The organism is Rhodococcus sp. S3 (assembly GCF_058211795.1).
In genome coordinates, this window is record NZ_CM177074.1 from 765,048 (window position 1) to 790,951 (window position 25,904).

The 25,904-nt window shown below is 69.9% G+C and carries 23 protein-coding genes; 18 read left to right on the forward strand and 5 right to left on the reverse strand.

Annotated features, from left to right (window positions below; all coding sequences use genetic code 11):
- Positions 1 to 60: 60 nt before the first annotated feature.
- Positions 61 to 765: a DUF2334 domain-containing protein gene (locus AC0LPE_RS03545; RefSeq protein WP_490605616.1), complete on the forward strand. Its 705-nt coding sequence runs from the start codon at positions 61 to 63 to the stop codon at positions 763 to 765.
- Positions 766 to 823: 58 nt separating this feature from the next.
- Positions 824 to 2,467, forward strand: a complete 1,644-nt coding sequence (locus tag AC0LPE_RS03550) for an FAD-binding dehydrogenase (RefSeq protein WP_490605617.1) — start codon at positions 824 to 826, stop codon at positions 2,465 to 2,467.
- A 25-nt stretch (positions 2,468 to 2,492) separates the two neighbouring features.
- On the opposite strand, the gene AC0LPE_RS03555 is transcribed toward AC0LPE_RS03550, so the two are convergent.
- The gene (locus AC0LPE_RS03555) at positions 2,493 to 3,137 is read right to left on the reverse strand and encodes an MBL fold metallo-hydrolase (RefSeq protein ID WP_006551826.1); all 645 of its coding nucleotides are present in this window, start codon (positions 3,135 to 3,137) and stop codon (positions 2,493 to 2,495) included.
- 250 nt (positions 3,138 to 3,387) lie between these two features.
- On the opposite strand from AC0LPE_RS03555, the gene purS reads away from it, so the two are divergent.
- From purS to purM, 11 genes are all read left to right on the forward strand, one after another.
- Entirely contained in the window at positions 3,388 to 3,633 is a 246-nt protein-coding gene (purS, locus tag AC0LPE_RS03560) for a phosphoribosylformylglycinamidine synthase subunit PurS (protein ID WP_006551824.1), read from the forward strand.
- On the forward strand, positions 3,630 to 4,307 hold the full coding sequence (purQ, locus tag AC0LPE_RS03565) for a phosphoribosylformylglycinamidine synthase subunit PurQ (protein WP_006551823.1): 678 nt from the start codon (positions 3,630 to 3,632) through the stop codon (positions 4,305 to 4,307). The genes purS and purQ overlap by 4 nt, the downstream gene beginning before the upstream one ends.
- Before the next feature lie 347 nt (positions 4,308 to 4,654).
- Positions 4,655 to 5,005, forward strand: a complete 351-nt coding sequence (locus AC0LPE_RS03570) for a VOC family protein (RefSeq protein ID WP_064061098.1) — start codon at positions 4,655 to 4,657, stop codon at positions 5,003 to 5,005.
- A 72-nt stretch (positions 5,006 to 5,077) separates the two neighbouring features.
- Positions 5,078 to 6,373: a M18 family aminopeptidase gene (locus AC0LPE_RS03575; RefSeq protein WP_490605618.1), complete on the forward strand. Its 1,296-nt coding sequence runs from the start codon at positions 5,078 to 5,080 to the stop codon at positions 6,371 to 6,373.
- Between the two features lie 80 nt (positions 6,374 to 6,453).
- The gene (locus tag AC0LPE_RS03580) at positions 6,454 to 7,044 is read left to right on the forward strand and encodes a Uma2 family endonuclease (RefSeq protein WP_088897490.1); all 591 of its coding nucleotides are present in this window, start codon (positions 6,454 to 6,456) and stop codon (positions 7,042 to 7,044) included.
- A gap of 67 nt (positions 7,045 to 7,111) precedes the next feature.
- The gene (gene purL, locus AC0LPE_RS03585) at positions 7,112 to 9,391 is read left to right on the forward strand and encodes a phosphoribosylformylglycinamidine synthase subunit PurL (RefSeq protein ID WP_490605619.1); all 2,280 of its coding nucleotides are present in this window, start codon (positions 7,112 to 7,114) and stop codon (positions 9,389 to 9,391) included.
- 2 nt (positions 9,392 to 9,393) lie between these two features.
- A complete protein-coding gene (locus tag AC0LPE_RS03590; protein WP_088897488.1) occupies positions 9,394 to 11,169 on the forward strand; it encodes an alpha/beta hydrolase in 1,776 nt (591 codons plus the stop codon).
- Complete coding sequence (locus AC0LPE_RS03595; protein WP_229567053.1) at positions 11,166 to 11,831, forward strand: CPBP family intramembrane glutamic endopeptidase; 666 nt, start codon at positions 11,166 to 11,168, stop codon at positions 11,829 to 11,831. Before AC0LPE_RS03590 ends, AC0LPE_RS03595 begins: the two co-directional genes overlap by 4 nt.
- 11 nt (positions 11,832 to 11,842) lie before the next feature.
- Positions 11,843 to 12,229 (forward strand): sterol carrier family protein, encoded by a 387-nt coding sequence (locus tag AC0LPE_RS03600; RefSeq protein WP_016695604.1) that lies wholly within the window; start codon positions 11,843 to 11,845, stop codon positions 12,227 to 12,229.
- A 98-nt stretch (positions 12,230 to 12,327) separates the two neighbouring features.
- On the forward strand, positions 12,328 to 13,911 hold the full coding sequence (purF, locus tag AC0LPE_RS03605; RefSeq protein ID WP_016695605.1) for an amidophosphoribosyltransferase: 1,584 nt from the start codon (positions 12,328 to 12,330) through the stop codon (positions 13,909 to 13,911).
- 137 nt (positions 13,912 to 14,048) lie between these two features.
- Complete coding sequence (purM, locus tag AC0LPE_RS03610; RefSeq protein WP_490605620.1) at positions 14,049 to 15,122, forward strand: phosphoribosylformylglycinamidine cyclo-ligase; 1,074 nt, start codon at positions 14,049 to 14,051, stop codon at positions 15,120 to 15,122.
- Between the two features lie 225 nt (positions 15,123 to 15,347).
- Here purM and AC0LPE_RS03615 read toward each other — a convergent pair whose 3' ends face one another.
- The 4 genes from AC0LPE_RS03615 to ygfZ form a co-directional block, all read right to left on the reverse strand.
- Complete coding sequence (locus tag AC0LPE_RS03615) at positions 15,348 to 15,539, reverse strand: DUF3073 domain-containing protein (protein ID WP_006551813.1); 192 nt, start codon at positions 15,537 to 15,539, stop codon at positions 15,348 to 15,350.
- A 194-nt stretch (positions 15,540 to 15,733) separates the two neighbouring features.
- Positions 15,734 to 16,714, reverse strand: coding sequence for an asparaginase (locus AC0LPE_RS03620; RefSeq protein WP_106200610.1), 981 nt, complete (start codon positions 16,712 to 16,714; stop codon positions 15,734 to 15,736).
- Positions 16,711 to 17,400 (reverse strand): MOSC domain-containing protein, encoded by a 690-nt coding sequence (locus AC0LPE_RS03625; RefSeq protein ID WP_490605621.1) that lies wholly within the window; start codon positions 17,398 to 17,400, stop codon positions 16,711 to 16,713. The genes AC0LPE_RS03620 and AC0LPE_RS03625 overlap by 4 nt, the downstream gene beginning before the upstream one ends.
- A complete protein-coding gene (ygfZ, locus tag AC0LPE_RS03630) occupies positions 17,397 to 18,527 on the reverse strand; it encodes a CAF17-like 4Fe-4S cluster assembly/insertion protein YgfZ (protein ID WP_059384267.1) in 1,131 nt (376 codons plus the stop codon). Before ygfZ ends, AC0LPE_RS03625 begins: the two co-directional genes overlap by 4 nt.
- A gap of 56 nt (positions 18,528 to 18,583) precedes the next feature.
- Here ygfZ and AC0LPE_RS03635 point away from each other — a divergent pair, with 56 nt between their 5' ends.
- The 5 genes from AC0LPE_RS03635 to cydC all read left to right on the forward strand — a co-directional run bounded on the left by AC0LPE_RS03635 (position 18,584) and on the right by cydC (position 25,610).
- On the forward strand, positions 18,584 to 19,438 hold the full coding sequence (locus tag AC0LPE_RS03635) for an aminodeoxychorismate lyase (RefSeq protein WP_490605622.1): 855 nt from the start codon (positions 18,584 to 18,586) through the stop codon (positions 19,436 to 19,438).
- Between the two features lie 243 nt (positions 19,439 to 19,681).
- Positions 19,682 to 21,181: a cytochrome ubiquinol oxidase subunit I gene (locus tag AC0LPE_RS03640; RefSeq protein ID WP_490605623.1), complete on the forward strand. Its 1,500-nt coding sequence runs from the start codon at positions 19,682 to 19,684 to the stop codon at positions 21,179 to 21,181.
- A gap of 12 nt (positions 21,182 to 21,193) precedes the next feature.
- On the forward strand, positions 21,194 to 22,237 hold the full coding sequence (gene cydB, locus AC0LPE_RS03645) for a cytochrome d ubiquinol oxidase subunit II (protein WP_490605624.1): 1,044 nt from the start codon (positions 21,194 to 21,196) through the stop codon (positions 22,235 to 22,237).
- The gene (gene cydD / locus AC0LPE_RS03650; protein WP_059384263.1) at positions 22,234 to 23,946 is read left to right on the forward strand and encodes a thiol reductant ABC exporter subunit CydD; all 1,713 of its coding nucleotides are present in this window, start codon (positions 22,234 to 22,236) and stop codon (positions 23,944 to 23,946) included. Before cydB ends, cydD begins: the two co-directional genes overlap by 4 nt.
- Positions 23,943 to 25,610 (forward strand): thiol reductant ABC exporter subunit CydC, encoded by a 1,668-nt coding sequence (cydC, locus tag AC0LPE_RS03655; RefSeq protein ID WP_085469202.1) that lies wholly within the window; start codon positions 23,943 to 23,945, stop codon positions 25,608 to 25,610. Before cydD ends, cydC begins: the two co-directional genes overlap by 4 nt.
- Positions 25,611 to 25,904: the final 294 nt, after the last annotated feature.

Sequence of the window (25,904 nt, forward strand, 5' to 3'; positions counted from 1 at the left end):
CACCGGGACTTCCCCGGAAGGCCGGGTGTCTGTTCACCTGCATGGAGCAGGCTCTGCGTCATGAACGGACGGATGATCGTGTCGGTCTCGGGGATCCGGGACGTCACACGCGATGTCGTGGACGGATTCGCCCGGGAGATGGACGCGCGTGGCGTGCCGTTGTCGCTGCTCGTCGCACCACGCCTGAAGGACCACTACCGTCTCGTCCGCGATCCGGCGACGCAGGAGTGGCTTCTCGAGCGGCGTGAGGGTGGTGACGCGATCGTGCTGCACGGATACGACCAGGCGGCGACGAAGCGTCGTCGCGCCGAGTTCGCCGCACTGCCCGAACACGAGGCGCGCTTGCGCCTGCTCGCGGCCGACCGCGCGCTCGAGGAGACGGGACTCCGCACGCGGCTGTTCGCACCTCCGCGCTGGCTCGCGTCGCCCGGAGCGGTGGCCGCACTTCCGCAGGTCGGATTCCGGGTGATGGCGGACATCGCGGGGATCCGTGATCTCGCGGCAGGCACCGTGACGAAGTCGCGGGTGTACGGCATCGGCGACGGTGCGAAGTCGGAGCCGTGGTGGTGCCGGGCAATGGTGATCGGCGCGTCGCGGGTGGCACGGCGGGGCGAGTTGCTCCGGTTGGCGATCGCGGCTCCTCGGCTCGCCGAGCCCGGACCCCGGCAGGCGATCCTCGCCGCCGTGGAAATCGCACTGCGTCACGGTGCGGAACCGGCCGTCTACAGCCGGCCGCGGCGTCCCACGGGGATCACCGCGGCGTGATCCCGGCCGCCTCGCGGGGCCTCCCGGTCGCCGCATTCGCTCGGTAGTGTTTGCGGCCATGGACGCTGACGTGATCGTGGTGGGGGCGGGACTCGCGGGACTCGTAGCGGTGGGCGAACTCGTCGACGCCGGCCGTACGGTTCTCCTGGTCGATCAGGAGAACTCGAACAATGTGGGCGGACAGGCCTTCTGGTCGTTCGGTGGTCTGTTCTTCGTCGACAGTCCCGAACAGCGGCGGCTCGGGATCAAGGATTCCTACGAGCTCGCCCTGCAGGACTGGATGGGCACGGCCGGCTTCGACCGCGAGGTCGAGGACCGGTGGCCGCGGCGGTGGGCCCAGGCCTACGTCGAATTCGCGGCCGGGGAGAAGCACGCCTGGCTGAAGCAGCGCGGCCTGAAGATCTTCCCGATGGTCAACTGGGCCGAACGCGGCGGGTACGACGCTGCGGGGCACGGCAACTCGGTCCCGCGGTTCCACATCACCTGGGGCACCGGTCCGGGTCTCGTCGAGATCTTCGAGCGCAAGCTCCGCGAAGGCGTCGAACGCGGACTCGTGACGCTGAAGCACCGGCACCGGGTCGACGAACTCGTCGTCACGGGCGGAGCTGCCACCGGCGTGCGCGGGGCGATCCTCCAGCCCACCGACGCGCCGCGCGGCGTGGCGTCCTCCCGCACCGTCGTCGGAGACTTCGAGTTCTCCGCCGGAGCCGTGATCGTCACCTCCGGTGGTATCGGCGGGAACTACGACCTCGTGAAGAAGAACTGGCCGAAGCGCATGGGGCAGCCGCCGAAGCACATGCTCAGCGGCGTGCCCGCGCACGTCGACGGCCGGATGCTCGAGATCACCGAGAAGGCCGGCGGCAACATCGTCAACCGCGACCGCATGTGGCACTACACCGAGGGCATCACCAACTACGACCCGGTGTGGCCCGGTCACGGCATCCGCATCCTCCCCGGTCCCTCCTCGCTGTGGCTCGACGCCACGGGCAAGCGGCTACCGGTGCCGTTGTTCCCGGGCTTCGACACGCTCGGCACCCTCGAGCACATCGTGAGCACCGGCCACGACCACACCTGGTTCGTGCTCGACCAGAAGATCATCGAGAAGGAATTCGGGCTCTCCGGCTCCGAGCAGAACCCCGACCTCACCGGACGCAGCATCCGGCTGCTGCTGCAGCGCGTCAAGGCGGGCGCACCCGGACCGGTCGAGGCCTTCAAGCAGCACGGCGTCGACTTCGTCGTCCGCGACACGCTCGCCGATCTCGTCGCGGGCATGAACGAACTCACCCCCGAGGCGCCGCTCGACTACGAGCAGGTGCGTTCGGTGGTCGAGGCCCGCGACCGCGAGATGGACAACAAGTACACGAAGGATCTGCAGGTCGCGGCGGTGCGCGCGGCACGGGCCTACGCACCCGACCGCGTCGTCCGCATCGCCGCACCGCATCGGATCCTCGACCCGAAGGCCGGGCCGCTCATCGCCGTCAGGCTGCACCTGCTCACCCGCAAGACGCTCGGCGGGCTCGAGACCGACCTGTCGTCGCGCGTCCTGCGGTCGGACGGATCGGTCTTCGAGGGGCTCTTCGCCGCCGGTGAGGTCGCCGGATTCGGTGGTGGCGGCGTGCACGGCTACCGGTCGCTCGAAGGCACCTTCCTCGGCGGATGCATCTTCTCGGGGCGGGCGGCGGGTCGCGCCGCCGCCCGCTGAACCTCCTCGTCGGACCAGAGCAGCGTCAGACCTCGACGCCGTCCTCGTGCGGCAGCACGCGGAATTCGGTGCCCTCGGGCGCCATCTCGCTGTACCGGCCGTAGAAGATGCCGCGACCGTTGTCGTTGACGATGCCCTGGTGGATCGGCACGGCGACCCGCGGGTTCACCGCGCGCAGGTAGTCGATCGCCTCCCAGATCTTGAGCCACGGCGCGGTCGACGGCAGGGCCAGCACGTCGACGCGCTCGTGCGGGATGTACAGCGAGTCGCCGGGGTGCAGCAGCCGCGACGGATTCTCGTCGTCGCCGACGAGGAAGGCCGTGTTGTCGATGACGGGCATGTCGGGGTGGATCACCGCGTGCCGTCCGCCGGTGCCGCGCACGGTCAGCGACCCGACCGAGAAGGAGTCGCCGGGACGCACCGCGGTCCAGTCGCCGTCGAGCAGGTTCGCCGACTGCGGGTCGGAGAACAGCTGCGCTCCGGGATTGGCCTCGAGGAGAGCAGGTAGCCGGGTGGTGTCGGCGTGGTCGGGATGCTGATGGGTCACGAGGATCGCGTCGAGTCCGGTGATGCCCTCGAACCCGTGGGAGAAATTTCCGGGGTCGAAAAGGAGCTTCGCGCCGAGGTGTTCGACGAGGATGCAGGAATGGCCGAAATGGGTCAGTTGCATGCCGTCGAGTATGCCGCCGGAAGGAGCCCGACGACCGGCTACGGACAGGAACTCCGCTTCGGTAGCCTCCTCCCGCCCTCCGCCGCCCCGCGTGCGCGAACTCGTTGCTGCCGAGCGGCGTTGAACGGGTGTGACAGGTCTCGTACGAGGGGGACCTCGGCCGATGCCCGTCCCGGTGACCACGGCCGGTAAACTGCTGGATGTCCGGTGTCCGTCCCCGGGCGCCAGCACTACTACCGAGGAGCAGCACGTGGCGCGTGTCGTCGTCGAAGTCATGCCCAAAGCCGAGATTCTCGACCCCCAGGGTCAGGCCATCACCGGGGCGCTGTCGCGGCTGGGCTTCGCGGGCGTGACCGACGTCCGTCAGGGCAAGCGTTTCGAGCTCGAGGTCGACGGCAGCGTCGGCGACGAGGAGCTCGAGAAGATCGCCGAGTCGTTGCTCGCCAACACGGTGATCGAGGACTGGGCCATCCGGCGGATCGACGGTGACGCATGAGCGCACGCATCGGAGTCATCACCTTCCCGGGCACGCTCGACGACGTCGACGCCTCCCGCGCGGTGAAGCTCGCCGGTGGTGAGGCCGTGAGCCTGTGGCACGGGGACGCCGATCTCAAGGGAGTCGACGCGGTGATCGTGCCCGGCGGCTTCTCCTACGGCGACTACCTGCGCTGCGGTGCCATCGCTCGGTTTGCGCCGGTGATGGGCAAGGTCGTCGAGGCCGCGCAGAAGGGCATGCCCGTCCTCGGCATCTGCAACGGCTTCCAGGTGCTGTGCGAGGCGGGTCTGCTGCCCGGCGCGCTCACCCGCAACGCCGGTCTGCACTTCGTCTGCCGCGACGAGTGGCTGAAGGTCGAGTCGAACACCACCGCGTGGACCTCGCGCTACGAGGCCGGCGCCGAGATCCTCATCCCGCTCAAGTCGGGTGAGGGCCGCTACCAGGCATCGGAGAAGGTGCTCGACGAGCTCGAGGGTGAAGGTCGCGTGGTGTTCCGCTTCGCGGGCGACAACCCGAACGGTTCGCAGCGCGGCATCGCCGGCATCTCGTCGGCGAACGGCCGGGTCGTCGGTCTCATGCCGCACCCCGAGCACGCCACCGAGGCGCTCACCGGCCCCAGCGACGACGGACTCGGCATGTTCTACAGCGTGCTGGACGCGGTCGTCAACGCGTGACCGCCTGACCGGAATTTCCGCCGAAGCCCCCATCGACCCTCCCGGCCGTGGGGGCTTCGCTCGTTCCGGCGGGCTCGAGGAATTCTCCGAACCCGAAGTCCCGGAACAGGAGAGACGGAACGAGGGACCCCGCGACCGTCCCGATCGGCTGCGGAATCCCTCGTCCCTACAACCCGGAGCTCGACCCCCCGATCAAGTCCCGGGCGCGATGTCGTCGTCATCCCCCATGCGCGACATCGCGGATCAGTCTGCCGGAGCCGAATCGTCCTGTCCTGAGTAGGACTACCCAAATCGGGCCTGTCCGTCGACGGGCGTTGCGTGTCGGTCCCCGGCGGTACCGTCGCGGCATGACAGCGACCATCGCGATGATCACCTTCGACACCACCGACCCGGCTCCGATCGCGACGTGGTGGGCCGAGCGTACGGGCGGCCGCATCGAGCAGGAGAACGACGGCTGGTTCTTCATCGTCGCCCTGCCGCAGGGCATCAGGCTCGGTTTCCAGAAGGTGTCCGATCCGACGCCCGGGAAGAACCGCGTGCACCTCGATCTCACGGCCCCCGATCTCGACGCCGAGGTCGAGCGCTTCGTGCAGGCCGGCGCGAAGGAGGTCCATCGCGAGAACATGGGAGACGACTTCCGCTGGGTGACGCTCGCCGACCCCGAGGGCAACCTGTTCTGCGTCGCCGAGGGCCACTGACACTCGGTACGAGGGGAGCGGCGCGGCTCTTTCGTTCAGCACCGAGACTGTCCGTGATGCGAAGATGCAGTCATGTCTTCCACGCGTGCCGATGCTCGGGGTCTCTGTAATTTCGTCGACCTGTCGCCGTCGCCGTTCCACGTCTGCGCCACCGTCGCCGCGGCGCTGACCGAGGCGGGCTTCGTCGAACTGCACGAGCAGCAGGCCTGGCCCTCCGAGCCGGGACGCTTCTTCCTGGTGCGCGGCGGGTCGCTGATCGCGTGGAGCACCGAGGGTGTCGCCGACGATCCGGCCGAGCCCTTCCGCATCGTCGGCGGGCACACCGACAGCCCCAACCTGCGGGTCAAGCAGCATCCCGATCTCACGTCGGCGGGCTGGCGGATGGTGGGGCTCGAACCGTACGGCGGTGCGTGGCTCAACTCGTGGCTCGACCGCGACCTCGGGATCTCCGGCCGTTTCACCGTGCGCGCGGGGGAGACGACCGAGGACGTCCTCGTCCGCGTCGACGCGCCGGTCCTGCGGGTCCCGCAGCTCGCCATCCACCTGTCCGAGGACCGCAAGGGCGTCCAGCTCGACCCGCAGCGCCACGTCAACGCTGTCTGGGGTGTCGGCACCGAACCGCGCTCGTTCATCGCGTGGGTCGCCGAGCAGCACGGGATCGATCCGGGCGCGGTGCTCGGCTGGGAGCTGATGACCCACGACCTGGCGCCGAGCGCGGTCGTCGGGCCGGGCCGCGACCTGGTCAGCGCACCGCGTCTCGACAACCAGGGCACCTGCTACGCCGGGCTGCACGCCCTGCTCGACGCCGCGGAACACGTCGCTGCGCACGGTGGCCCGATGCCGCTCCTCGCCCTGTTCGACCACGAGGAGGTCGGCAGCATGTCCGACCGCGGCGCCTTCTCGGAACTGCTCAACACCGTCATCGAACGGATCGTCCTGCTCCGGGGCGGTGGGCGCGAGGAGTTCCTCCGCGCCCGCGCCGGCTCGATCGTCGCGTCGGGTGACATGGCGCACGCCACGCACCCCAACTACCCCGAGCGGCACGAACCCGCCCACCGCATCGCGGTGAACGGCGGACCGGTCCTGAAGGTGAACCAGAACCTGCGGTACGCGAGCGACGCGACCGGCGCCGGGGCCTTCGCGCTGGCCTGCGAGCAGGCGGGGGTCCCGCTGCAACGGTACGTGCACCGCGCCGACCTGCCGTGCGGCTCGACGATCGGTCCGATCACCGCGTCGAGGACCGGCATCACGACCGTCGACGTCGGAGCCCCGCAGCTCGCTATGCACTCGGCGCGCGAGTTCATGGGCGCGGACGACGTGGCGAGCTATGCGCAGGCCCTGACCGCTTTCCTGACCCCGGCATCGTGACCGCGTTCGCCCGCCCCGAAGCACCCGCCGGTGACACACTGAAGACGGTCGTGTCCGGTCGGAGAGAACGGGGGAATGCAGTGGACGTCCCGTCCTACCCCGATCATCTGCTGTCCCTCGCCGAGTGGTCGGCCCTGCCCGAATCCGACGGGCACCACGTGGAGGTGTGCGAGGGCGTCCTCGTCGCCGCGCCGGCGCCGGGAGCGGCGCACGATCACGCCGCGGTGACCCTGGCGTTGCTCCTCGACGAGAAGCTGCCCGACGAATGGTGCGCGCTCGGCGGCGTCGAGGTGCTGGTCGCGGAGAAGCCGCTGACGGTGCGGTGCCCCGACGTGATCGTCGTGGGCCGCTCCCTCGTCGACGCCGACCCGGATCGGGCACCGATCTCCGAGGTGAAGCTGGTCGTGGAGGTCACCGTCGACGGCACGGCCCGCACCGACCGGGTCACGAAGTTCTCCGAATACGCGGAGGCCGGCGTCCTGCAGTACTGGATCGTCGATCTCGGCGGACCGCCGGTGATCGCCACCTTCACGCTCGTCGACGGGTGGTACCGATTCGACGGGGAGCACTCGGGCACCGTCACCCTCGATGCGCTGGGCACCGAGGTGGCCGTCACACCGTCGGAGCTCGTGCCCGCACCGGTGAACCCCGTCGCGCCTGCGCAGCGATAGACTGATCCGCGGCAGTTCCCGCCCGGCCTGCCGTTTTCGATCCCAGAGTGAAGGGACCCGACGCCCAGTGTCACCGCACGTGGATACCGTCTCCCACGCCGCCGAAACCCCCGACGTCGCTCAGCCCTATCGGGAGCTGGGTCTGAAGGAAGACGAGTACACCCGGATCAAGGAGATCCTGGGCCGTCGCCCCACCGACGCCGAACTCGCCATGTACTCGGTGATGTGGTCCGAGCACTGCTCGTACAAGTCGTCGAAGGTGCACCTGCGCTACTTCGGCGAGACCACCACCGACGAGATGCGCGAATCGATGCTCGCGGGCATCGGTGAGAACGCCGGCGTCGTCGACATCGGCGACGGCTGGGCCGTCACCTTCAAGGTCGAGTCGCACAACCACCCGTCCTACATCGAGCCGTACCAGGGCGCCGCGACCGGCGTGGGCGGCATCGTCCGCGACATCATGGCCATGGGCGCCCGCCCGATCGCCGTGATGGACCAGCTCCGCTTCGGCGCAGCCGATCACCCCGACACCCGTCGCGTCGTCGACGGTGTCGTGCGCGGTGTCGGCGGCTACGGCAATTCCCTGGGCCTGCCCAACGTCGGCGGCGAGACCGTCTTCGACGCCTCCTACCAGGGCAACCCGCTCGTGAACGCGCTGTGCGCGGGTGCGATGCGCGTGGAGGACCTGCACCTCGCGCACGCTTCCGGCACGGGCAACAAGGTCATCCTGTTCGGCGCGCGCACCGGACTCGACGGCATCGGCGGCGTGTCCGTCCTCGCCTCCGAGACCTTCGACGACAGCGCCGGTGGCCGCCCCAAGAAGCTCCCGAGCGTGCAGGTGGGCGACCCCTTCACCGAGAAGGTGCTCATCGAGTGCTGCCTCGACCTCTACCGCGAGAAGCTCGTCGTCGGCATCCAGGACCTCGGCGGTGCCGGTCTGTCCTGCGCGACCTCCGAGCTCGCCGCCGCCGGCGACGGTGGCATGCACATCGACCTCGAGCGTGTCCCGACGCGCGCGAAGGGCATGACCCCGGCCGAGGTGCTGTCCTCGGAGTCGCAGGAACGCATGTGCGCCGTCGTCACGCCCGACAACGTCGACGCCTTCATGGACGTCTGCAAGAAGTGGGACGTCCTGGCCACCGTCATCGGTGAGGTCACCGACGGCGACCGCCTCGTCATCGACTGGCACGGCGAGACCGTCGTCGACGTGCCGCCGCGCACGGTCGCGCACGAGGGCCCGGTCTACGAGCGCCCCGTCGAGCGCCCGGCCTCGCAGGACGCGCTGATCGCGAACACCACCGCGGGCCTGAAGCGTCCGGAGACCGCCGACGAGCTGCGCGCGACGCTGCTGAAGATGCTCGCGTCGCCGGCGCTGTGCAGCCGCAAGTGGATCACCGAGCAGTACGACCGCTACGTCCGCGGCAACACGGTGCTCGCCGAGAACGCCGACGCCGGTGTGGTCCGCATCGACGAGGAGACCGGCCGCGGCATCGCGCTCGCGACCGACGCCTCGGGCCGCTACACGCAGCTCGATCCGTATGCGGGCGCCCAGCTCGCCCTCGCCGAGGCCTACCGCAACGTCGCCGCCACCGGCTCGACGCCGAAGGCCGTCTCGAACTGCCTGAACTTCGGTTCGCCCGAGGATCCCGGCGTGATGTGGCAGTTCCAGCAGGCCGTGCGCGGCCTCGCGGACGGCTGCGCGAAGCTCGGCATCCCCGTCACCGGCGGCAACGTCAGCTTCTACAACCAGACCGGCGCCACCGCGATCCTGCCGACCCCGGTCGTCGCGGTGCTCGGTGTGATCGACGATGTGCACCGCCGCATCCCCACCGGCATCGGCCTCGAGCCGGGCGAGACGCTGATCCTGCTCGGTGAGACCCGCGACGAGTTCGACGGCTCCATCTGGGCGCAGGTCGAGCACGACCACCTCGGTGGTGTCCCGCCGAAGGTCGATCTCGACCGTGAGCGACTGCTGTCGGAGATCCTCACCGCGGGTTCGCGCGACGGCCTGATCTCCGCCGCGCACGACCTGTCCGAGGGTGGTCTCGCGCAGGCCGTCGTCGAGGCCGCACTCGCGGGCGAGACCGGCTGCCGCGTGCTGATCCCCGAGGACGCCGATCCGTTCGTGACGCTGTTCTCCGAGTCGGCCGGCCGCGTGCTCGTGGCCGTGCCGCGCACCGAGGAGTCGCGCTTCACCGGTATGTGCACCGCACGCAACATGCCGTGGGTGCGCATCGGTGTCGTCGACGAGGGATCCGACTCCGTCGAGGTCCAGGGCCTGTTCTCGATCCCCATGACCGAGCTGCGCGAGGTGTGGGAAGGGACCCTGCCTGCCCTGTTCGGGTAACCGTGCCGGCCACCCAGGTCGATCGGCTGGCGGCGTTCGAGGCCCGGCAGGGCCGGATCATCGCCGCGGTCACCGACTTCGGTGAGCGCCACCCCCTCACCGCACGGGTGTGGGGGTGGCTCAGCCTGGACTTCACGGGCGTCGCCTTCGCGGCGCTGTTCTTCTGCTGGTCGCTGACGCCGTCGCTGCTCCCGCGCGACTGGCTCTTCCAGGGCCTGATCGGCGGCATCAACGCCGCGATCGGGTACGGCGTCGGATGCGTCGTCGGCTGGGCCGTGGCGCGCTTCCTGCTTCCCGGGCGACGGTGGTGGCCGCCGCCGCTGCCGGTGCTGCGTGCCATCAAGGTCGCGGTTCCGGTCGCGGCCGCTCTCGCGTCGCTCGTCGCACTCGTGCTCTCCGCCGGCGAGCAACGTCAGCTCGCCGCGCTCATGGGTGTCGAGGGCACCACGACCTCGGGATATCTGCGCACCATCGTGCTGAGCGTCGCGGTCGCCGCCGCTCTCATCGCCCTGTGGCGCGGGCTGCGCGACATCGTCCGCTGGGTGTCGATGCTGCTCATGCGCCGCACCCGGATGCCGCTCGGTCTCGCCCGCACGCTGGGTGTTCTGGTCGTGGTCCTCGCGACCTTCATGCTCATCGACGGCGTGCTCATCCGCGGCACCTACGCCATCGTCAACCAGGCGTTCGGTCTGCAGGACGACACCACCCGTCCCGGCGCGATCCAACCGGTCGATCCCGCGAAGTCCGGCAGCCCCGAATCCCTCGCGGCGTGGGAGACGCTTGGGTTCGAGGGCCGCAACTTCGTCTCGCGAGGACTCGACGCCGAGGAACTGACCGCCGTCAACGGCAGTCCCGCACCGGAACCGATCCGGGTGTACGTCGGGCTCGACACCGCACCCACACCGGAAGAACGCATCGACCTCGTTCTCGCGGAACTCGAGCGGACCGGTGCCTTCGACCGTTCCACTCTCGTCCTCATCCCCACCACCGGCACCGGCTGGGTCAATCCCACCGCGGCCCGCGCGATGGAACTCGTCCACAACGGCGACCTGGCGATGGTGGCCTGGCAGTACTCCTACCTGCCGAGCTGGATCTCCTTCCTCGCCGACCGGGAGAAGGCCGCTGCCGCAGGCAAGATGCTGGTCGAGCGAGTGCACGAACGCTGGTCGCAGCTGCCCGAGGACGACCGCCCCGACCTGTTCCTCTACGGCGAGAGCCTCGGCACGCAGTCGGGGGAGGGTGCCTTCGACAGTCTCGCCGAGATCCGCGCCCAGATGGACGGGGTGCTGTGGGTGGGCCCGCCCAACTCCAACCGTCTGTGGCGGCAGCTCGTCGAACGCCGCGATCCCGGCACGACCGAGGTGCAGCCGGTGTACGCGGACGGTCTCGTCGTGCGCTTCGCCGACAGCCGGGAGGCGATCCACGAGCCCGACACACCGTGGCTGTCGCCCCGCGTGCTCTACATCCAGCACGCCTCGGATCCCGTCGTCTGGTGGTCGCCGGACCTGTTGTTCTCCCGCCCCGACTGGCTGTCGGAGCCGCCCGGACGCGACCGGCTGCCGCAGATGCGGTGGTTCCCCTTCGTCACCTTCTGGCAGGTCTCCGCCGACCTCACCAACGCTGCCGGCGTGCCCGACGGACACGGCCACAACTACGGGTCGGCGGTGCTCGAGGGATGGATCGAGATCACCCAGCCCGAGGGCTGGACCGAGAACGACACCGAGCGGGTGCGCATCGCCCTCGAGGCGTTCGCCGAGGACGACGGACCCGAGAAGTGACCTCGCGAGTCACCGCTGTGAGCGGCACCGCCGTGAGCTGCACCGCTGCGGGATGCGCCGCCGCGCTGGTCGCGTGGAACACCCTCGTCCTCCCGGCGATGGATCTCGGTCCGCGCGGCAGGGCCGCCGCGAACGCCGGCTTCGGTGTCGCGCTCGCCGCGGCCACCCGCGCGGCCGGTGTCTCCGCAGCCGAGCTCGGCTGGCGCAGAGCAGGGAAGGGCCTGCGGTGGGGGACCGCGTCGGCGGTCCTGCCGGTCGCGGCCTACACGGTGATGCTCGCCGTCCCACCCGTACGACGGCGGATGGCCGCCGGAGCGCGACGCGCCGACCACACCGAGTGGGTCTTCGTACACATCCCCTTCGGGACGGTCCTGGCCGAGGAACTGCTGTTCCGATCGGTTCTGTACGCCCTGACCCGCCGCGCGTCACGGAGGTGGCACCGGGTGCTGACCTCGGTCGCCTTCGGGCTCTGGCACGTCGTTCCCGCCCGGCACGCCGGGGACTCGGTGCCCGGAACCGTCGCGCTCACCGCCCTGAGCGGGGTGGTGTTCGACGAACTGCGACGACGGACCGGCAGTGTCGTCGCGCCGATGCTCCTGCACCTGGCGATCAACGCCGGCGGTGCCGTCGCGGTCGGCATCGCGACGCGCCCACCTCGTTAGGCTGTGCTGCCATGGCACCCCGGAAACCCGTCGACCCCGCCGAACTGCGCGCAGCCCTCGAACGGGTGGGTCCATGGGTGACGGGGGAGAGCGACGAGAAGCCGCCGCGCCCCGATCTCGCCGCCGCCGTCCGGCTCAGTGCCCGCACCCTCGAACAGATCGCGCCGGGATCGAGCGTGGAGGTGCGGGTGCCGCCGTTCGTGGCCGTCCAGTGCATCGAGGGCCCTCGCCACACGCGAGGGACACCGCCCAACGTCGTCGAGACCGATCCGCGGACGTGGCTGCGTCTGGTGGTCGGCAGCATCGATTTCGACGGGGCCGTGGACTCGGGTGCGGTGGAGGCATCGGGTGGGCGCGCAGCGGAGATCGGACGGCTGCTCCCGATCGCCCGACTCTGACGTTTACCGGGGCCCACACCGGGCGTCCGGGAGGGAGCACCCGGCGCTGGCCGTAGAATGGGGGGAGCCCCGCTTGTCCAGCCTCAGGGAGCACGTCCGTGACCAGTGCCGATCTGTCGGTCCACACACGTAATCTTCTCGCCTCCACCGAACCCGAGAACGAACCCCGCGAAGAGTGCGGAGTGTTCGGAGTGTGGGCTCCCGGTGAGGACGTGTCGAAGCTCACGTATTACGGTCTCTATGCGCTGCAGCACCGCGGACAGGAAGCTGCGGGCATCGCCGTGGCCGACGGTTCGCAGGTGCTCGTCTTCAAGGATCTCGGTCTCGTCAGCCAGGTCTTCGACGAGCAGACGCTCGCCGCGATGACCGGCCACATCGCGATCGGCCACTGCCGCTACTCCACCACCGGGTCCACGACCTGGGAGAACGCGCAGCCGATCTTCCGCACCACCGCCGCCGGCTCGGGCGTCGCGCTCGGCCACAACGGCAACCTCGTCAACACCGCCGAACTCGCCGAACGCGGACGCCGTCTCGGTGTGCTCGATCCCACGCGGCCCGGTGCGGCGAACTCCGACTCCGACACCGTCGGTGCGCTGCTCGCCCACGGCGCGAAGAACAGCACGATCGAAGAGGCCGCGATGGAGCTGCTCCCGCAGCTGCGCGGCGCGTTCTGCCTGACCTTCATGGACGAGCACACCCTCTACGCGGCCCGCGACCCGTGGGGCATCCGCCCGCTGTGCCTCGGACGCCTCGACCGCGGCTGGGTCGTCGCCAGCGAGACCGCCGCCCTCGACATCGTCGGTGCATCCTTCGTCCGCGACATCGAGCCCGGCGAGCTGCTCGCGATCGACGCGGACGGTGTGCGCTCGTCGCGCTTCGCGAACCCCGAGCCCAAGGGCTGCGTGTTCGAGTACGTCTACCTCGCGCGTCCCGACTCGACCATCGCCGGTCGCTCCGTGCACGCGACCCGCGTGGAGATCGGCCGCCGGCTCGCGAAGGAACACCCGATCGACGCCGATCTGGTCATCCCGGTGCCCGAGTCGGGAACCCCGGCCGCCGTCGGTTACGCACAGGGCTCCGGCCTGCCCTACGGCCAGGGACTGATGAAGAACGCCTACGTCGGCCGCACCTTCATCCAGCCCAGCCAGACCATCCGCCAGCTCGGTATCCGGCTCAAGCTCAACCCGCTGCGCGAGGTGATCCGCGGCAAGCGCCTCGTCGTCGTCGACGACTCGATCGTGCGCGGCAACACCCAGCGCGCCCTGATCCGCATGCTGCGCGAGGCCGGCGCCCTCGAGATCCACGTGCGCATCGCCTCGCCGCCGGTCAAGTGGCCCTGCTTCTACGGCATCGACTTCGCGTCGCCGGCCGAGCTGATCGCCAACGGCGCGGGCACCCGCGACACCGTCGAGGAGGGGCACGACTACGACGAGATGGTCGAGATGGTGCGCCGGTCGATCGGCGCAGACTCGCTCGGTTACATCTCGATCGACGGCATGATCGGCGCCACCGAGCAGCCCGCATCCCGTTTGTGCGCTGCATGTTTCGACGGCCACTACCCGATCGCGCTCCCCAGCGAGCATCAGGCGGGCAAGGACGTCCTCAACGGCGTCGTCGACACCGATTCGGCCACCCCGACCGTGTTGGACAACGACAACGCGGACGTTCTCAGTCGGCCGTAGAAGCTGGTCGGGTACCGTAAGTGCCGCGGTCGGCACGGTTCGGCGTGCGTTTCGCATGCCCGGACGCAGGTGTGCCTGCCCGCATGTAGCCAGATTTTTCACGACAAGACACAACTCGAGGCTGGAGCCGACAACTCATGACCGAGGACGCAACCCCCGGAGCTTCCTACGCCGCGGCGGGCGTGGACATCGAGGCCGGTGACCGAGCCGTCGAACTGTTCGCCCCGCACGCGAAGAAGGCCACCCGCCCGGAGGTCATGGGCGGCCTGGGTGGGTTCGCCGGTCTGTTCGCGCTCAAGGGTGGATACAAGGAGCCGCTGCTCGCGGCGTCCACCGACGGTGTCGGCACCAAGCTCGCGGTGGCGCAGGCACTCGACAAGCACGACACGGTCGGTCTCGACCTCGTCGCGATGGTCGTCGACGACCTCGTGGTCTGCGGCGCCGAGCCGCTGTTCCTGCAGGATTACATCGCCGTCGGTCGCGTCGTGCCCGAGCGGGTCGCGGAGATCGTCGCCGGCATCGCCGAGGGCTGCGTCCAGGCCGGTTGCGCGCTGCTCGGTGGCGAGACCGCCGAGCACCCGGGCGTCATGGCCGCCGACGACTACGACCTGTCCGCGACCGGCGTGGGTGTCGTCGAGGCCGAGAAGCTGCTCGGACCCGACCGCGTGCGCCCCGGCGACGTCGTCATCGCGATGGGCGCTTCCGGTCTGCACTCGAACGGCTACTCGCTCGCCCGCAAGGTGCTGCTCGACATCGGCAAGATGAGCCTGACGGCGCACGTCGACGAGTTCGGTCGCACCCTCGGCGAGGAGCTGCTCGAGCCCACCCGCATCTACGCCAAGGACTGCCTCGCGCTCGCCGCCGAGACCGAGGTGCGTACCTTCTGCCACGTCACCGGTGGCGGCCTCGCCGCGAACCTCGCGCGCGTGATGCCCAAGGGGCTCGTCGCCGAGCTCGACCGCACCAGCTGGAGTCCGGCTCCGGTCTTCGGCCTCATCGCGCAGCGCGGACGGGTCGAGCGGGTCGAGATGGAGAAGACCTTCAACATGGGCGTCGGCATGGTGGCCATCGTGGCCCCCGAGGACGTCGATCGTGCTCTGGCGGTGCTCACCGCCCGGCACATCGACTGCTGGACGCTCGGCACGGTCCGCAAGGCGCAGGACGGCGCCGACGAGCGTGCGGTGCTCCTCGGAGACCACCCGCGCTTCTGACGGGCGTGCGTCGCCCGACGCGAACACGACGAAAGGCCGGTTCCCCCAGGATGAATGGGGGACCGGCCTTTCGGCTCACTGCCGTGTTGTGAACTCGGAAGTCACAGACTCGAAGGCTACGGACGGTGACGAGCGCCGTCCGGCCTCGCGTCGAACGCCGACCACACCACCGACGGAGGGGGAGCCGAAAGTCGGCCTCCCCCTCCGTCGGAGAGTGATATCAGGTCAGCGACGCCAGTCGTCGTCGTAGTCGTCGTCCCAACCGGAACGTTGCTCGGCGAAGACTTCGTCCCGCTGCGAGTTGGTTGCTCCGCCAGACAGCTCTCGCTGGAGGCTCTCGAAGTCGGTGGACGGCGAGCTGTACTTGAGTTGCCGTGCAACCTTGGTCTGCTTTGCCTTAGCCCGGCCGCGGCCCATGGCCAACCCCCTCGCGCTTTGACGGGGCGGCCTGGGGAAAAGTGGCGGCCCCGGTGTGTTGAGTATTTTCCTGACGCCCACTTTAGCGTGGAAACTTCGGCTGCGCCTCCACACACCCGGCTGGGCCGGTGTCCGTTACGCCTCATAACGACCCGACCTGCATGAATGCTGTTGAAATGTGATAAAGATGCCCTTCAGAACACCCCCGGGACGGCCCGGACGGTGCCGACTCGCACGCCACCACCGAACACCGGCGCCGACGAGAGCACCGCCAGCCGTTCGGAATCGAAGGTCGCGGCGTTCGCGGCGGCACCCGCCCCGAGGCGATGGAGCAGGGCCGCGGTGAGCGGGAGGCGTGCCCGCTCGTGCCCGTCGTCGATCTTGAAGGCGAAGGACGTGCCGTCCGGCAGCGCACCGGCGTGGATCCCGTCGGCGCCCGCCTTGCACAGCAGCCCGCCCACCGCACGCATGAGCTTCAGGTCGTCCTTGCCGGTACCGGAGATCAGGAACGGATGTTCGCGCACCGCGTCGGCCACGGCGCGTTCGGGCGTGCCGGTCTCCGCCGTCGCGAGCCGCGAGTAGGCGCGGGCGAGGTTGAACAGGGGGACGGGCACGATCGGCAGACCGCAGCCGTCGATGCCGAGATCGGTGTCCTCGATGTCGCCGGTCAGTTCGAGGATGGTCTCGGTCACCAGCTGCTGCAGCGGGTGTCCCGCGTCGGTGTAGCCGTCGGTGTCCCAGCCGTTCGCCGCGCACGCCGCGAGCATCGCCGCGTGCTTGCCCGAGCAGTTCATGTAGATCGACCGCGGTGTGCGTCCGGCGGCGAGCACCTCGGCGCGCGCGAGTTCGTTGCCGGGCAGATCCGTCGGGCAGCGCAGGTCCTTCTCGGTGAAACCGGCACCGGACAGGACGCGCTCGACGGCCTCCACATGGTCGCCCTCACCTTCGTGTGAGGCCGTGGCGATCGCGAGTTCGGCGGAGTCGCGTGGGACGAAGCCGGCGCGCAGCAGCGCGACCGCCTGCATCGGCTTGTTCGACGACCGCGGGTAGATCGGCGTGTGCACCTCGCCGAGCGAGACGAGGACCTCGCCGTCCGGATCGAGGACGATCAGCGACCCGCGGTGGACGCACTCCCGGAAGCCCGAGCGCACCACCTCGACCAGTTCGACGCTCAACCGCTCTCTCCCTTCCGTGCCCGTCCTACGAGACGGTGGGCCTTGTCGGCGACGCTGGGAGCGATGTCGGCCTGCTGCTCGAGCATCGCGGCGACCCGCTCGTGGCCCTGTCCGGTGAACAGACCGCGCACCGTGGCCCCGTGGGAGGGGACGTGCTCGACGACGATGCGGTCGCCGGCGGCCACCGGTCCCTCGGAGATCACCTTCAGGTACGCGCCGCAGTCGCCGCGGGCGACGAACCGGGTGGCCCAGTCGTCCTCCTCCGAACGGATCGCGAAGGTGCGGCAGGGGGTGCGAGGGCCGGTCACCTCGAGGAGCAGACCACCGTCGCCGACGCGCCACCGCTCGCCGATGACGGCGTCGGTGGGGGAGAACCCGGCGACGTGCAGATTCTCGCCGAACCAGCCGACGGGCAGCTCCCGGGCGAGTTCGGAACCCCAGCGACGCGACTCGTCCTGCGAGAAGGCGTAGACGGCCTTGAAGACGCCGCCGTGGTTGGCGGTGTCGCACTGGCGGTCGCCGGTCAGTCCGAGCTCGCCGACGTGCACCGGCCCGTCGACGGGACGCTTGTCGATCGCGGTGACGGGATTACGCCGCAGTCCGGTCTCGTGCAGCGTGTGCACGACGCAGACCGCTGCGACGGTCCCCGAGGTCGCCGGCTGCGTGCCGGCCGTCTCGGCGGTCACCGGCCGCGCAATCGGTCGACCGCCGCCCTTCCTGCCTGGATGCCGTCGTCGGGAGGGATGGAGTCGGGGTCGATGGACGCCGCGCACGGTCCTGCGACGAGGGCCGTGTCGGGCGTGATGGTGCGCTTGACGAGCGCGAGCGCGATCGGCCCGAGCTCGTGATGGTCGACGATCGTGCCGATGCGCCCGACCGCGCGACCTCCGGCGGTGATGTCGTCGCCCGTCTCGGGTCGTCCGTCGGCCGAGCCGTCGAGATGGAGAAGGACGAGATGTCGCGGGGGCTTGCCGAGGTTGTGGACCCGCGCGACGGTCTCCTGGCCGCGGTAGCACCCCTTGTCGAGGTGGACGGCACCGTACTGCTCGGGTCCGCCGATCCAGCGGGCCTCGTGGGGGATGGTGCGCTCGTCGGTGTCGACACCGATCCGGGGACGGACCGCTTCGACGCGCAAGGCCTCGAACGCCCAGCTGCCGGCCGGACGCGCGCCGGCGTCCCGCAGGGCGGTGAAGAGCGCGGTGAGCGACTCGCGCGGCACCAGGAGGTCGAAGGAGTGCTCGGTGGGCCACGGCATGCGGCGCACGAAGCCACCGGCGGGCAGGGCGACGGCGGCATAGGGTTCGGCCGGCAGCGCGTCGATCCCGAGTGCGGCGAGCACGGCGGGGCTGCCGGCGTCCGGTCCGAGGAGGCTCAGAACCGCGAGTTCGTTGCCGTCGCGAGGTTCGGCCTTCGCCCAGAACACCATCTTCTTCAGGAACGCGAGCAGGTCGGGTCCACGGTCGGCTTCGGTGTCGATCCACGTCACGCCGTCGAGGTCGGTCTGCACGAAGTGGTGCTCGACGCGGCCGTTCGCGTCGAGGCTCAGGTTCTCGGCGGAGGTGCCGTCCGGGAGCGACGCGATGTGCTGGCTGGAGATGGTGTGCAGCCAGCTCAGGCGTTCGTCGCCCGGAACGGCGATGACGAAGCGGGTGGAACGGTCGACCACGGCGGCGGATGTGGCGGCGGCACGTTGCTCGCCGAGCGGGTCGCCGTAATGCCAGGGGAGTCCGGCATCGGGCCCGCCGGAAGGCGAGGCGACTGCGCCGGGAAGTGCGAGAAGGGCGCTTTCGGACACGATCGGAGACTCGGTCACGACACCAGTCTATGGGGAACCGGCCGACAGGTCTGCCAGTGGCTAGGCTGAGCGCCATGGCTGAGCGGGTGCTGGTGACGCTGGACGGCGAGGTGAGGGATGCGGACGCACCCCTTCTGCACGCCGACGATTTCGGTGTTCTTCGTGGCGACGGGGTGTTCGAGACGTTGCTCGTGCGAGGAGGCCGGGCGCGTGCGCTCGATCTGCATCTCGCCCGGCTCGCGGCGTCCGCGGCCGCCGCGCAGTTGCCCGAACCCGATCGCGACGACTGGCGGCTCGCCGTCGACGTGGCACTCGAACAGTGGGGCGCCGAGCAGGAGGGCGTGCTGCGCCTGGTCTACACGCGTGGTCGTGAGGGTGCCGACACGCCGACGGCCTTCCTACTCGTGACGCCGGTGGCCGAGCGTGTCGGCATCGCACGGCGCGACGGCGTGTCCGTGGTGACCCTCGAACGGGGTTTTTCGACCGATCTGGCGCAGAAGGCGCCGTGGCAGCTCCTCGGTGCCAAGACGCTGTCGTACGCGACGAACATGGCGGCACTGCGTCACGCCGAGTCGGTCGGCGCCGACGACGTGATCTTCGTCAGTGCCGAGGGCTACGTGCTCGAGGGTCCGCGGTCGACGGTGCTCGTCGCGCGTGGCCGGACGTTGCTCACTCCGCCGCCGGAGCAGGGGATCCTCCCCGGCACCACGCAGCAGGCACTGTTCGACCTGGCGGGGGAGCGGGACTTCACGGTCCGGTACGAGCCGCTGCGCCCGGCGGATCTCGTCGTCGCCGACGGTCTCTGGCTGATCTCCAGCGTGGCGCTCGCGGTGCGGGTGCACACGCTCAACGGGCACGCGCTGGTCTCGCGGGTCCAGGAGGGCGAGATCGAAGGCCTCGTCGACGAGGCGGTCGACGCCGCTTCGTGAGCGAATCGGTCGATACAGCTTCCTGAGTAGCGGCGGGGTGTGTCCCCGCGGGTGATCCGTATCCGATGTGACGTGAGTCCGATGTGTCGGGCGACACGAACGTGTTCCACTTCGCGCAATCGCTACTACATTCGGTAGTAGCAAGGCCGGAGCAGTACTATCGGCGTGTCTTTGCGAACGAGAACCGCAGCGTCGGCCCCGCTCGGATTTCCGTATCGACCCGGGCCTCACCTCGGAGTGGCAATGGATGTCTTGGATCTGTCCCGGTGGCAGTTCGGGATCACGACGGTGTATCACTTCATCCTCGTGCCGTTGACGATCGGCCTCGCGCCGCTCGTCGCGATCATGCAGACGATGTGGGTGGTCACCGGCAAGGACCACTGGTACCGCCTCACGAAGTTCTTCGGGAAGATGTTCCTGATCAACTTCGCGCTCGGTGTCGCGACCGGCATCGTGCAGGAATTCCAGTTCGGCATGAACTGGAGCGAGTACTCCCGCTTCGTGGGCGACGTCTTCGGCGCACCCCTCGCCCTCGAAGGCCTCGTCGCCTTCTTCATGGAGTCGACCTTCCTCGGCCTGTGGATCTTCGGCTGGACGCGCCTGCCGAAACTCGTTCACCTCGCGACCATCTGGCTCGTCGCGATCGGCGTGAACGCCTCCGCCTTCTTCATCATCGCGGCGAACTCGTTCATGCAGCATCCCGTCGGCGCCACCTACAACCCCGAGACCGGACGCGCCGAGCTGACGAGCATCTGGGCACTGCTCACCAACAACACCGCACTCGCGGCCTTCCCCCACGCGGTCGCCGGCGGATTCCTCACCGCCGCAACCTTCGTCGCCGGCATCGGTGGCTGGTGGATGGTCCGCAACATGCGACGCGCCGCCGAGCTCCGCACCTCGGAACCCGAGGAGGCCCAGCGCCTCGAGAACGATGCCCGCGGACTGTTCCGCCCCGCGACCCGCCTCGGCCTGATGGTCATGATCGTCTCGGGCATCGGGTTGTTCGTCACCGGCGACGTCCAGGCCAAGCTCATGTTCGAGCAGCAGCCGATGAAGATGGCCTCGGCCGAGTCGCTGTGCCACACCGAGACAGACCCCAACTTCTCGATCCTCACGATCGGCACGCACAACGACTGCGACGGCGTCATTCACGTCCTCGACGTGCCGTTCGTTCTCCCGTTCCTCGCAGAGGGCGAGTTCAGCGGCGTGACCCTCCAGGGCGTCGAGGACCTGCAGGCGCAGTACGAACAGGAATTCGGCCCCGGCAACTACAAGCCCAACCTGTTCGTCACCTACTGGTCGTTCCGCGCGATGATCGGCCTCGCCGCCGGTTCCGCGGCGCTGGCCCTGGCCGGGCTGTGGGTCACCCGCGGCGGCCGGGTGCCCGACCAGAAGTGGTTCTCGACGCTGTCGCTCGTCGCGATCCCCACGCCCTTCCTCGCCAACAGCGCGGGCTGGATCTTCACCGAGATGGGCCGACAGCCCTGGGTGGTTCATCCGAACCCCACGGGCGTGGACATGATCCGGCTCACCGTCGATCAGGGTGTCTCCGATCACGCGGCCGGAACGGTGCTCACCTCGCTGATCGCCTTCACTCTCGTCTACGCGGCGCTCGGCGTGGTGTGGTTCTGGCTCATCCGCAAGTACGCGATGGAAGGCCCGCAGGAGCACGACGCGCAGCCGCCGGGCTCCGACGACGACACCGACGACACGCAGCCGAAGCAGCTGTCCTTCGCGTACTAGGAGTGGGCGGACATGGGACTTCAGGAAATCTGGTTCATCCTCATCGCAGTACTGTTCACCGGCTACTTCGTCCTCGAGGGGTTCGACTTCGGTGTCGGCATGCACTTCCCGGTGCTCGGCCGCGGTAGGACCGTCGAGGCGGACACCCGGCGCCGGGTGCTGCTCAACACGATCGGTCCGGTCTGGGACGGCAACGAGGTCTGGCTCATCACCGCGGGCGGTGCGCTGTTCGCGGCGTTCCCCGAGTGGTACGCGACCCTCTTCTCCGGCTTCTACCTCCCGCTGCTGCTGATCCTGCTCGCCCTGATCGTGCGCGTGTGCGCCATCGAATGGCGCGGCAAGGTCGACGATCCGACCTGGCGTCGCCGCTGCGACTGGGGGATCATCTTCGGCTCGTGGGTGCCCGCCGTGCTGTGGGGTGTGGCGTTCGCGAACATCGTGCGCGGCGTGGCGATCGACGCCGACAAGCAGTATGTCGGCGGGTTCTTCGACCTGCTGAACCCGTACGCCCTGCTCGGCGGTGCGACGACGGCGCTGGTCTTCGCTCTGCACGGCGCGGTGTTCATCGCGCTCAAGACCGAGGGACAGGTCCGGACGGATGCCGTGGCGATGTCGCGGAAACTGGCCGTGCCCGCCGTCCTCGTGGCCGGTGCGTTCGTGGTGTGGACCCAGCTCGCCTACGGCAAGGGCTGGACGATCGCGCTCGTCGCTGTGGCGGCGATCTCCCTGCTCGCGGTGGTCGCGCTGACCGCCGTCGCGCGTGAGGGCTGGGCGTTCGTGTTCACCACCGTCGCGATCGCCGCGACCTCGGTGCTGCTGTTCGCGTCGCTGTTCCCGAACGTCATGCCGTCGACCCTCGACCCGTCCTGGTCGCTGACGATCGAGAACGCGTCGTCGAGCCCGTACACACTGAAGGTCATGACGTGGGCCGCAGCGTTCATGACCCCGGTCGTCCTGGCCTACCAGGGCTGGACGTACTGGGTGTTCCGTCAGCGTCTGTCGACCGACCACATCCCGCACTCGATCGGTCTGAAGATCGGCTCGAAGCGAGCATGACGCAGTCCGCCGCCCCCGCCGACGCGCCCGCGCGCCGGCGGGGTCCGGTGGACCCGCGGTTGTGGCGCTACTCGGCCGCAGCCCGCGGATATCTCGTCCTGACCGTGGTCACGTCGGTGGTCGACGTCGTGATGGTCGTCGTCACCGCACTCATGATCGGACGGGTCCTCGCGGGCGTCATCACCACCGACGCCCGGTCCGTCGGCGACCGGACGACCGAACTGGCGATCCTAGCGGCGGCGATCGTCGTGCGGGTCGCGGTGACGTGGCTGCAGTCGCGGTATGCGCACCGGTCCGCGACCCGCGTGGTCGCCGAACTCGAACACGAGGTCCTCGATTCCGCGGCGAATCTGCCCCCGCGCGAACTCGACCCGCGACGCGACGAGATCGCGGTGGTTCTCACCCGCGGACTCGACGGGCTGAAGGAATATCTCACCGGCTATCTGCCGGCGCTGCTGCTGGCCGTGATCCTCACCCCGGTGACGATCGTCGTGATCGCCCTGCACGACCTCACCTCGGCGGTCATCGTCGTGATCACGCTGCCGCTCATCCCGATCTTCATGATCCTCATCGGCCTGCTCACCAAGGGCAAGGCCGACCGCACCCTGCGCGCGATGACGACACTGTCGTCGCAACTGCTCGACCTCCTCGCGGGTCTTCCCACGCTGCGCGCCCTCGGTCGTGAGAAGGGGCCCGCCGATCGCGTGCGCGAACTCGGCGACGAGCACCGCGCGACCACGATGTCGGCCCTGCGCGTGGCGTTCCTGTCCGGCACGGTCCTCGAATTCCTCGCGACGCTGTCCGTCGCCCTCGTCGCCGTGAGCATCGGCATGCGGCTCGTCTACGGGTCGATGCCCCTCGAGGCCGGCATCATCGCGTTGATCCTCGCGCCCGAGGCCTACCTCCCGCTGCGCACCGTCGGCAACAAGTTCCACGCCGCCGAGGACGGGATGGCGGCAGCAGACAAGGCGTTCGCCGTGCTCGACTCGGTGCCGGACGACGCCTCCTCGCGTCACGCCCCCACGGACGCGATCGGCACCGGCCGGGTCGCGAACTGCGAGATCGCCTTCGACGGCGTCTCCGTGCCCGGCCGCGACGGCTGCGCCCCACACCGGCTCGACGCGATCTGCCGTCCCGGCCGGATCACCGCGTTCACCGGCGCCAACGGGGCCGGCAAATCCACCGCCCTGCTGGCGCTGCTCGGGCTCGCCGAGCCGAGTGAGGGGACCGTCACCGTCGACGGACGTCCCGTCGCGGGCGACGAGAACTGGTGGTCGCAGGTTGCGTGGCTTCCGCAGCGGCCGGTGCTGCTGCCCGGCACGCTCGCCGACAACCTGCGACTCACCGGTGTCGACCCGGAGACCACCGAACTCGACGACGTCTGCGCCGCCACCGGCTTCGACAGCGTGCTCGCCGAACTTCCGGACGGCTGGCGGACCGTCGTGGGGACCGGAGGCACGGGCCTGTCGCTCGGCCAACGTCAGCGACTGGCGCTCACCCGCACCCTCGCCTCCCCGCGCCCGGTCCTGCTGCTCGACGAACCCACGGCCCACCTCGACGAGGACACCGAGGCCACCGTCCTGTCCACGCTGCGCGGGCTCGCCGCGGCCGGCCGCACCGTGGTGGTCGTCGCGCATCGCTCCACCCTGCTCGCCATCGCGGACGAGGTCGTCACCGTCCACGCAGGGCCGACGGAGGTGTCCCGATGAAGGATCTGCGCCGGGCGATGGCCCTGCTCGAACTCGAGCCGCGCCGAGTGCTGCTCGCCGTCCTCGCCGGAGTCGCGACCCTCGGCAGTGCCCTGCTGCTCGCCGGTCTCTCGGCGTGGCTGATCGTGCGGGCATGGGAGATGCCGCCCGTCCTGGACCTGACCGTCGCGGTCGTCGCGGTGCGGGCGCTGGGCATCTCCCGCGGGTTGTTCCGCTACTTCGAACGACTCGCAACGCACGAGACCGCGCTGCGCGGCACCACCTCGGCCCGCGCGAATCTCTACCGGCGACTCGCGGACGGCGACCCGGCCGCCACCCTGGGCCTGGGACGCGGCGACCTGCTCGCGCGCACCGGTGCCGACGTCGACGCTCTCGGCGACGTCGTGGTGCGCGCACTCGTGCCCATCGCCGTCGCGGCCGTGCTCTCCCTCGCGGCGGTCGTGACCCTCACCGTCATCGCTCCCGCCGCCGGCGTGGTCCTCGCCGCGGCGCTGCTCGTCGCCGGACTGCTCGCACCGTGGCTGTCCGCCCGCGCCGCGGCCCGCGCGGACGCCGATGCGAACGCCGCACGGACCCGGTTCACCGAGGACGCGGTCACGGTGCTGGACCACGCGGCGGAACTGCGGGTCGCGGGACGGCTCGACACACTCACCCGGCGGGCCCGCGCCGCGAACGTCGCCTCCGTCCGTGCCACCGACCGCTCTGCGGTCCCCGCGGCGTTCGCCGACGCGGCCGCACCCCTCGCGGTCGGCGCGAGTGTGCTCGGTGCCCTCCTCGTCGGTATCGCCGTCTTCGGCTCCGGTCCGGCGGCCATGAGCCCGACGACACTCGGCATCCTCGTCCTGCTGCCGCTGTCGGCGTTCGAGGCCACCGCCGTCCTCCCGGCAGCCGCGCAGACCCTCAATCGCGCACGCCTGGCGGCCGGTCGCATCACGGAGATGCTCGACCGCGCCGACAGGACGGTGCCGCACGGCACCGAACCGGCCGACGGACCCGGCCGGCTACGTGCGGTGGGTCTGCGAGGCGGATGGCCCGGCGGACCGTCCACTGAACCGGTCGACCTCGACCTGCGGCCGGGCTGTCGCGTCGCGATCGTGGGCGGCAGCGGCAGCGGCAAGACCACCGTGCTCATGACGCTCGCGGGCCTGCTCGCCCCACGCGGAGGCGCAGTGACGCTCGACGATGTCGACCTCGCGGACATCGATCCCGCGGCCCTGCGCCGGAAGATCGGCTTCTTCGCGGAGGACGCCCACCTGTTCGACACGTCGATCCTCGAGAACCTGCGTGTCGCGCGGGGCGACGTGGACGAGGGCGAAGCACTGGCCGCCCTCGGCACCGTGGGGCTGGGGGAGTGGGTGGACGGACTCCCGCAGGGAGTCCACACCGTCCTGGGGGCCGGAGCCCGCACGGTCTCCGGTGGGCAGCGCCGTCGCCTCCTGCTGGCCCGGGCTCTGCTGTCGCCCGCACGGATCCTGCTGCTCGACGAACCCACGGAACATCTCGACGACGAGAGCGCCGACCTGATGCAGCGACTCCTCCTGGACCGCGACGCACGCTTGGTCGGCCCCGAGCGCACCGTCGTGGTGGTCACCCACCGCCTGCCCGCGGATACCGCCGCCGACCTGGTCGTTCGCGTCGAGAAAAATGCGTTGCCCGCCTCGTGAACGAAGCGTAGTTTCGCTGGTACACGAGGAAGGAGGTGGTCTGGAAGTGATTGATATTCGGACGCGTGAGGTGGCTACCCGCTAGCTGCTTGCCGACGACGGAATTCACCGACCGCGCGCGGCTGGCGAATCCCAGGTAGTCACCCGGCCCCCGAGTCCCCGGTCCGTCCGATCGGGACCGCCGACTGCGGAGCGATCCGTGCGGTGGTGCGGCTCGGGGGCTGTTCGCATTTCGGGCAAGATCGGCGTTTCGGGTGTGCAAGTTCGTCCGTTTTGGGTACACCGGTTTGGTGC

Coding starts and splice junctions, on each gene's coding strand:
- AC0LPE_RS03570 (WP_064061098.1), top strand. CDS start 4,655: ATGACAGCGACCATCGCGATGATCACCTTCGACACCACCGACCCGGCT.
- AC0LPE_RS03550 (WP_490605617.1), top strand. CDS start 824: ATGGACGCTGACGTGATCGTGGTGGGGGCGGGACTCGCGGGACTCGTA.
- AC0LPE_RS03600 (WP_016695604.1), top strand. CDS start 11,843: ATGGCACCCCGGAAACCCGTCGACCCCGCCGAACTGCGCGCAGCCCTC.
- purM (WP_490605620.1), top strand. CDS start 14,049: ATGACCGAGGACGCAACCCCCGGAGCTTCCTACGCCGCGGCGGGCGTG.
- AC0LPE_RS03615 (WP_006551813.1), bottom strand. CDS start 15,539: ATGGGCCGCGGCCGGGCTAAGGCAAAGCAGACCAAGGTTGCACGGCAA.
- AC0LPE_RS03575 (WP_490605618.1), top strand. CDS start 5,078: ATGTCTTCCACGCGTGCCGATGCTCGGGGTCTCTGTAATTTCGTCGAC.
- AC0LPE_RS03545 (WP_490605616.1), top strand. CDS start 61: ATGAACGGACGGATGATCGTGTCGGTCTCGGGGATCCGGGACGTCACA.
- AC0LPE_RS03635 (WP_490605622.1), top strand. CDS start 18,584: ATGGCTGAGCGGGTGCTGGTGACGCTGGACGGCGAGGTGAGGGATGCG.
- AC0LPE_RS03555 (WP_006551826.1), bottom strand. CDS start 3,137: ATGCAACTGACCCATTTCGGCCATTCCTGCATCCTCGTCGAACACCTC.
- cydC (WP_085469202.1), top strand. CDS start 23,943: ATGAAGGATCTGCGCCGGGCGATGGCCCTGCTCGAACTCGAGCCGCGC.
- purQ (WP_006551823.1), top strand. CDS start 3,630: ATGAGCGCACGCATCGGAGTCATCACCTTCCCGGGCACGCTCGACGAC.
- cydB (WP_490605624.1), top strand. CDS start 21,194: ATGGGACTTCAGGAAATCTGGTTCATCCTCATCGCAGTACTGTTCACC.
- AC0LPE_RS03640 (WP_490605623.1), top strand. CDS start 19,682: ATGGATGTCTTGGATCTGTCCCGGTGGCAGTTCGGGATCACGACGGTG.
- cydD (WP_059384263.1), top strand. CDS start 22,234: ATGACGCAGTCCGCCGCCCCCGCCGACGCGCCCGCGCGCCGGCGGGGT.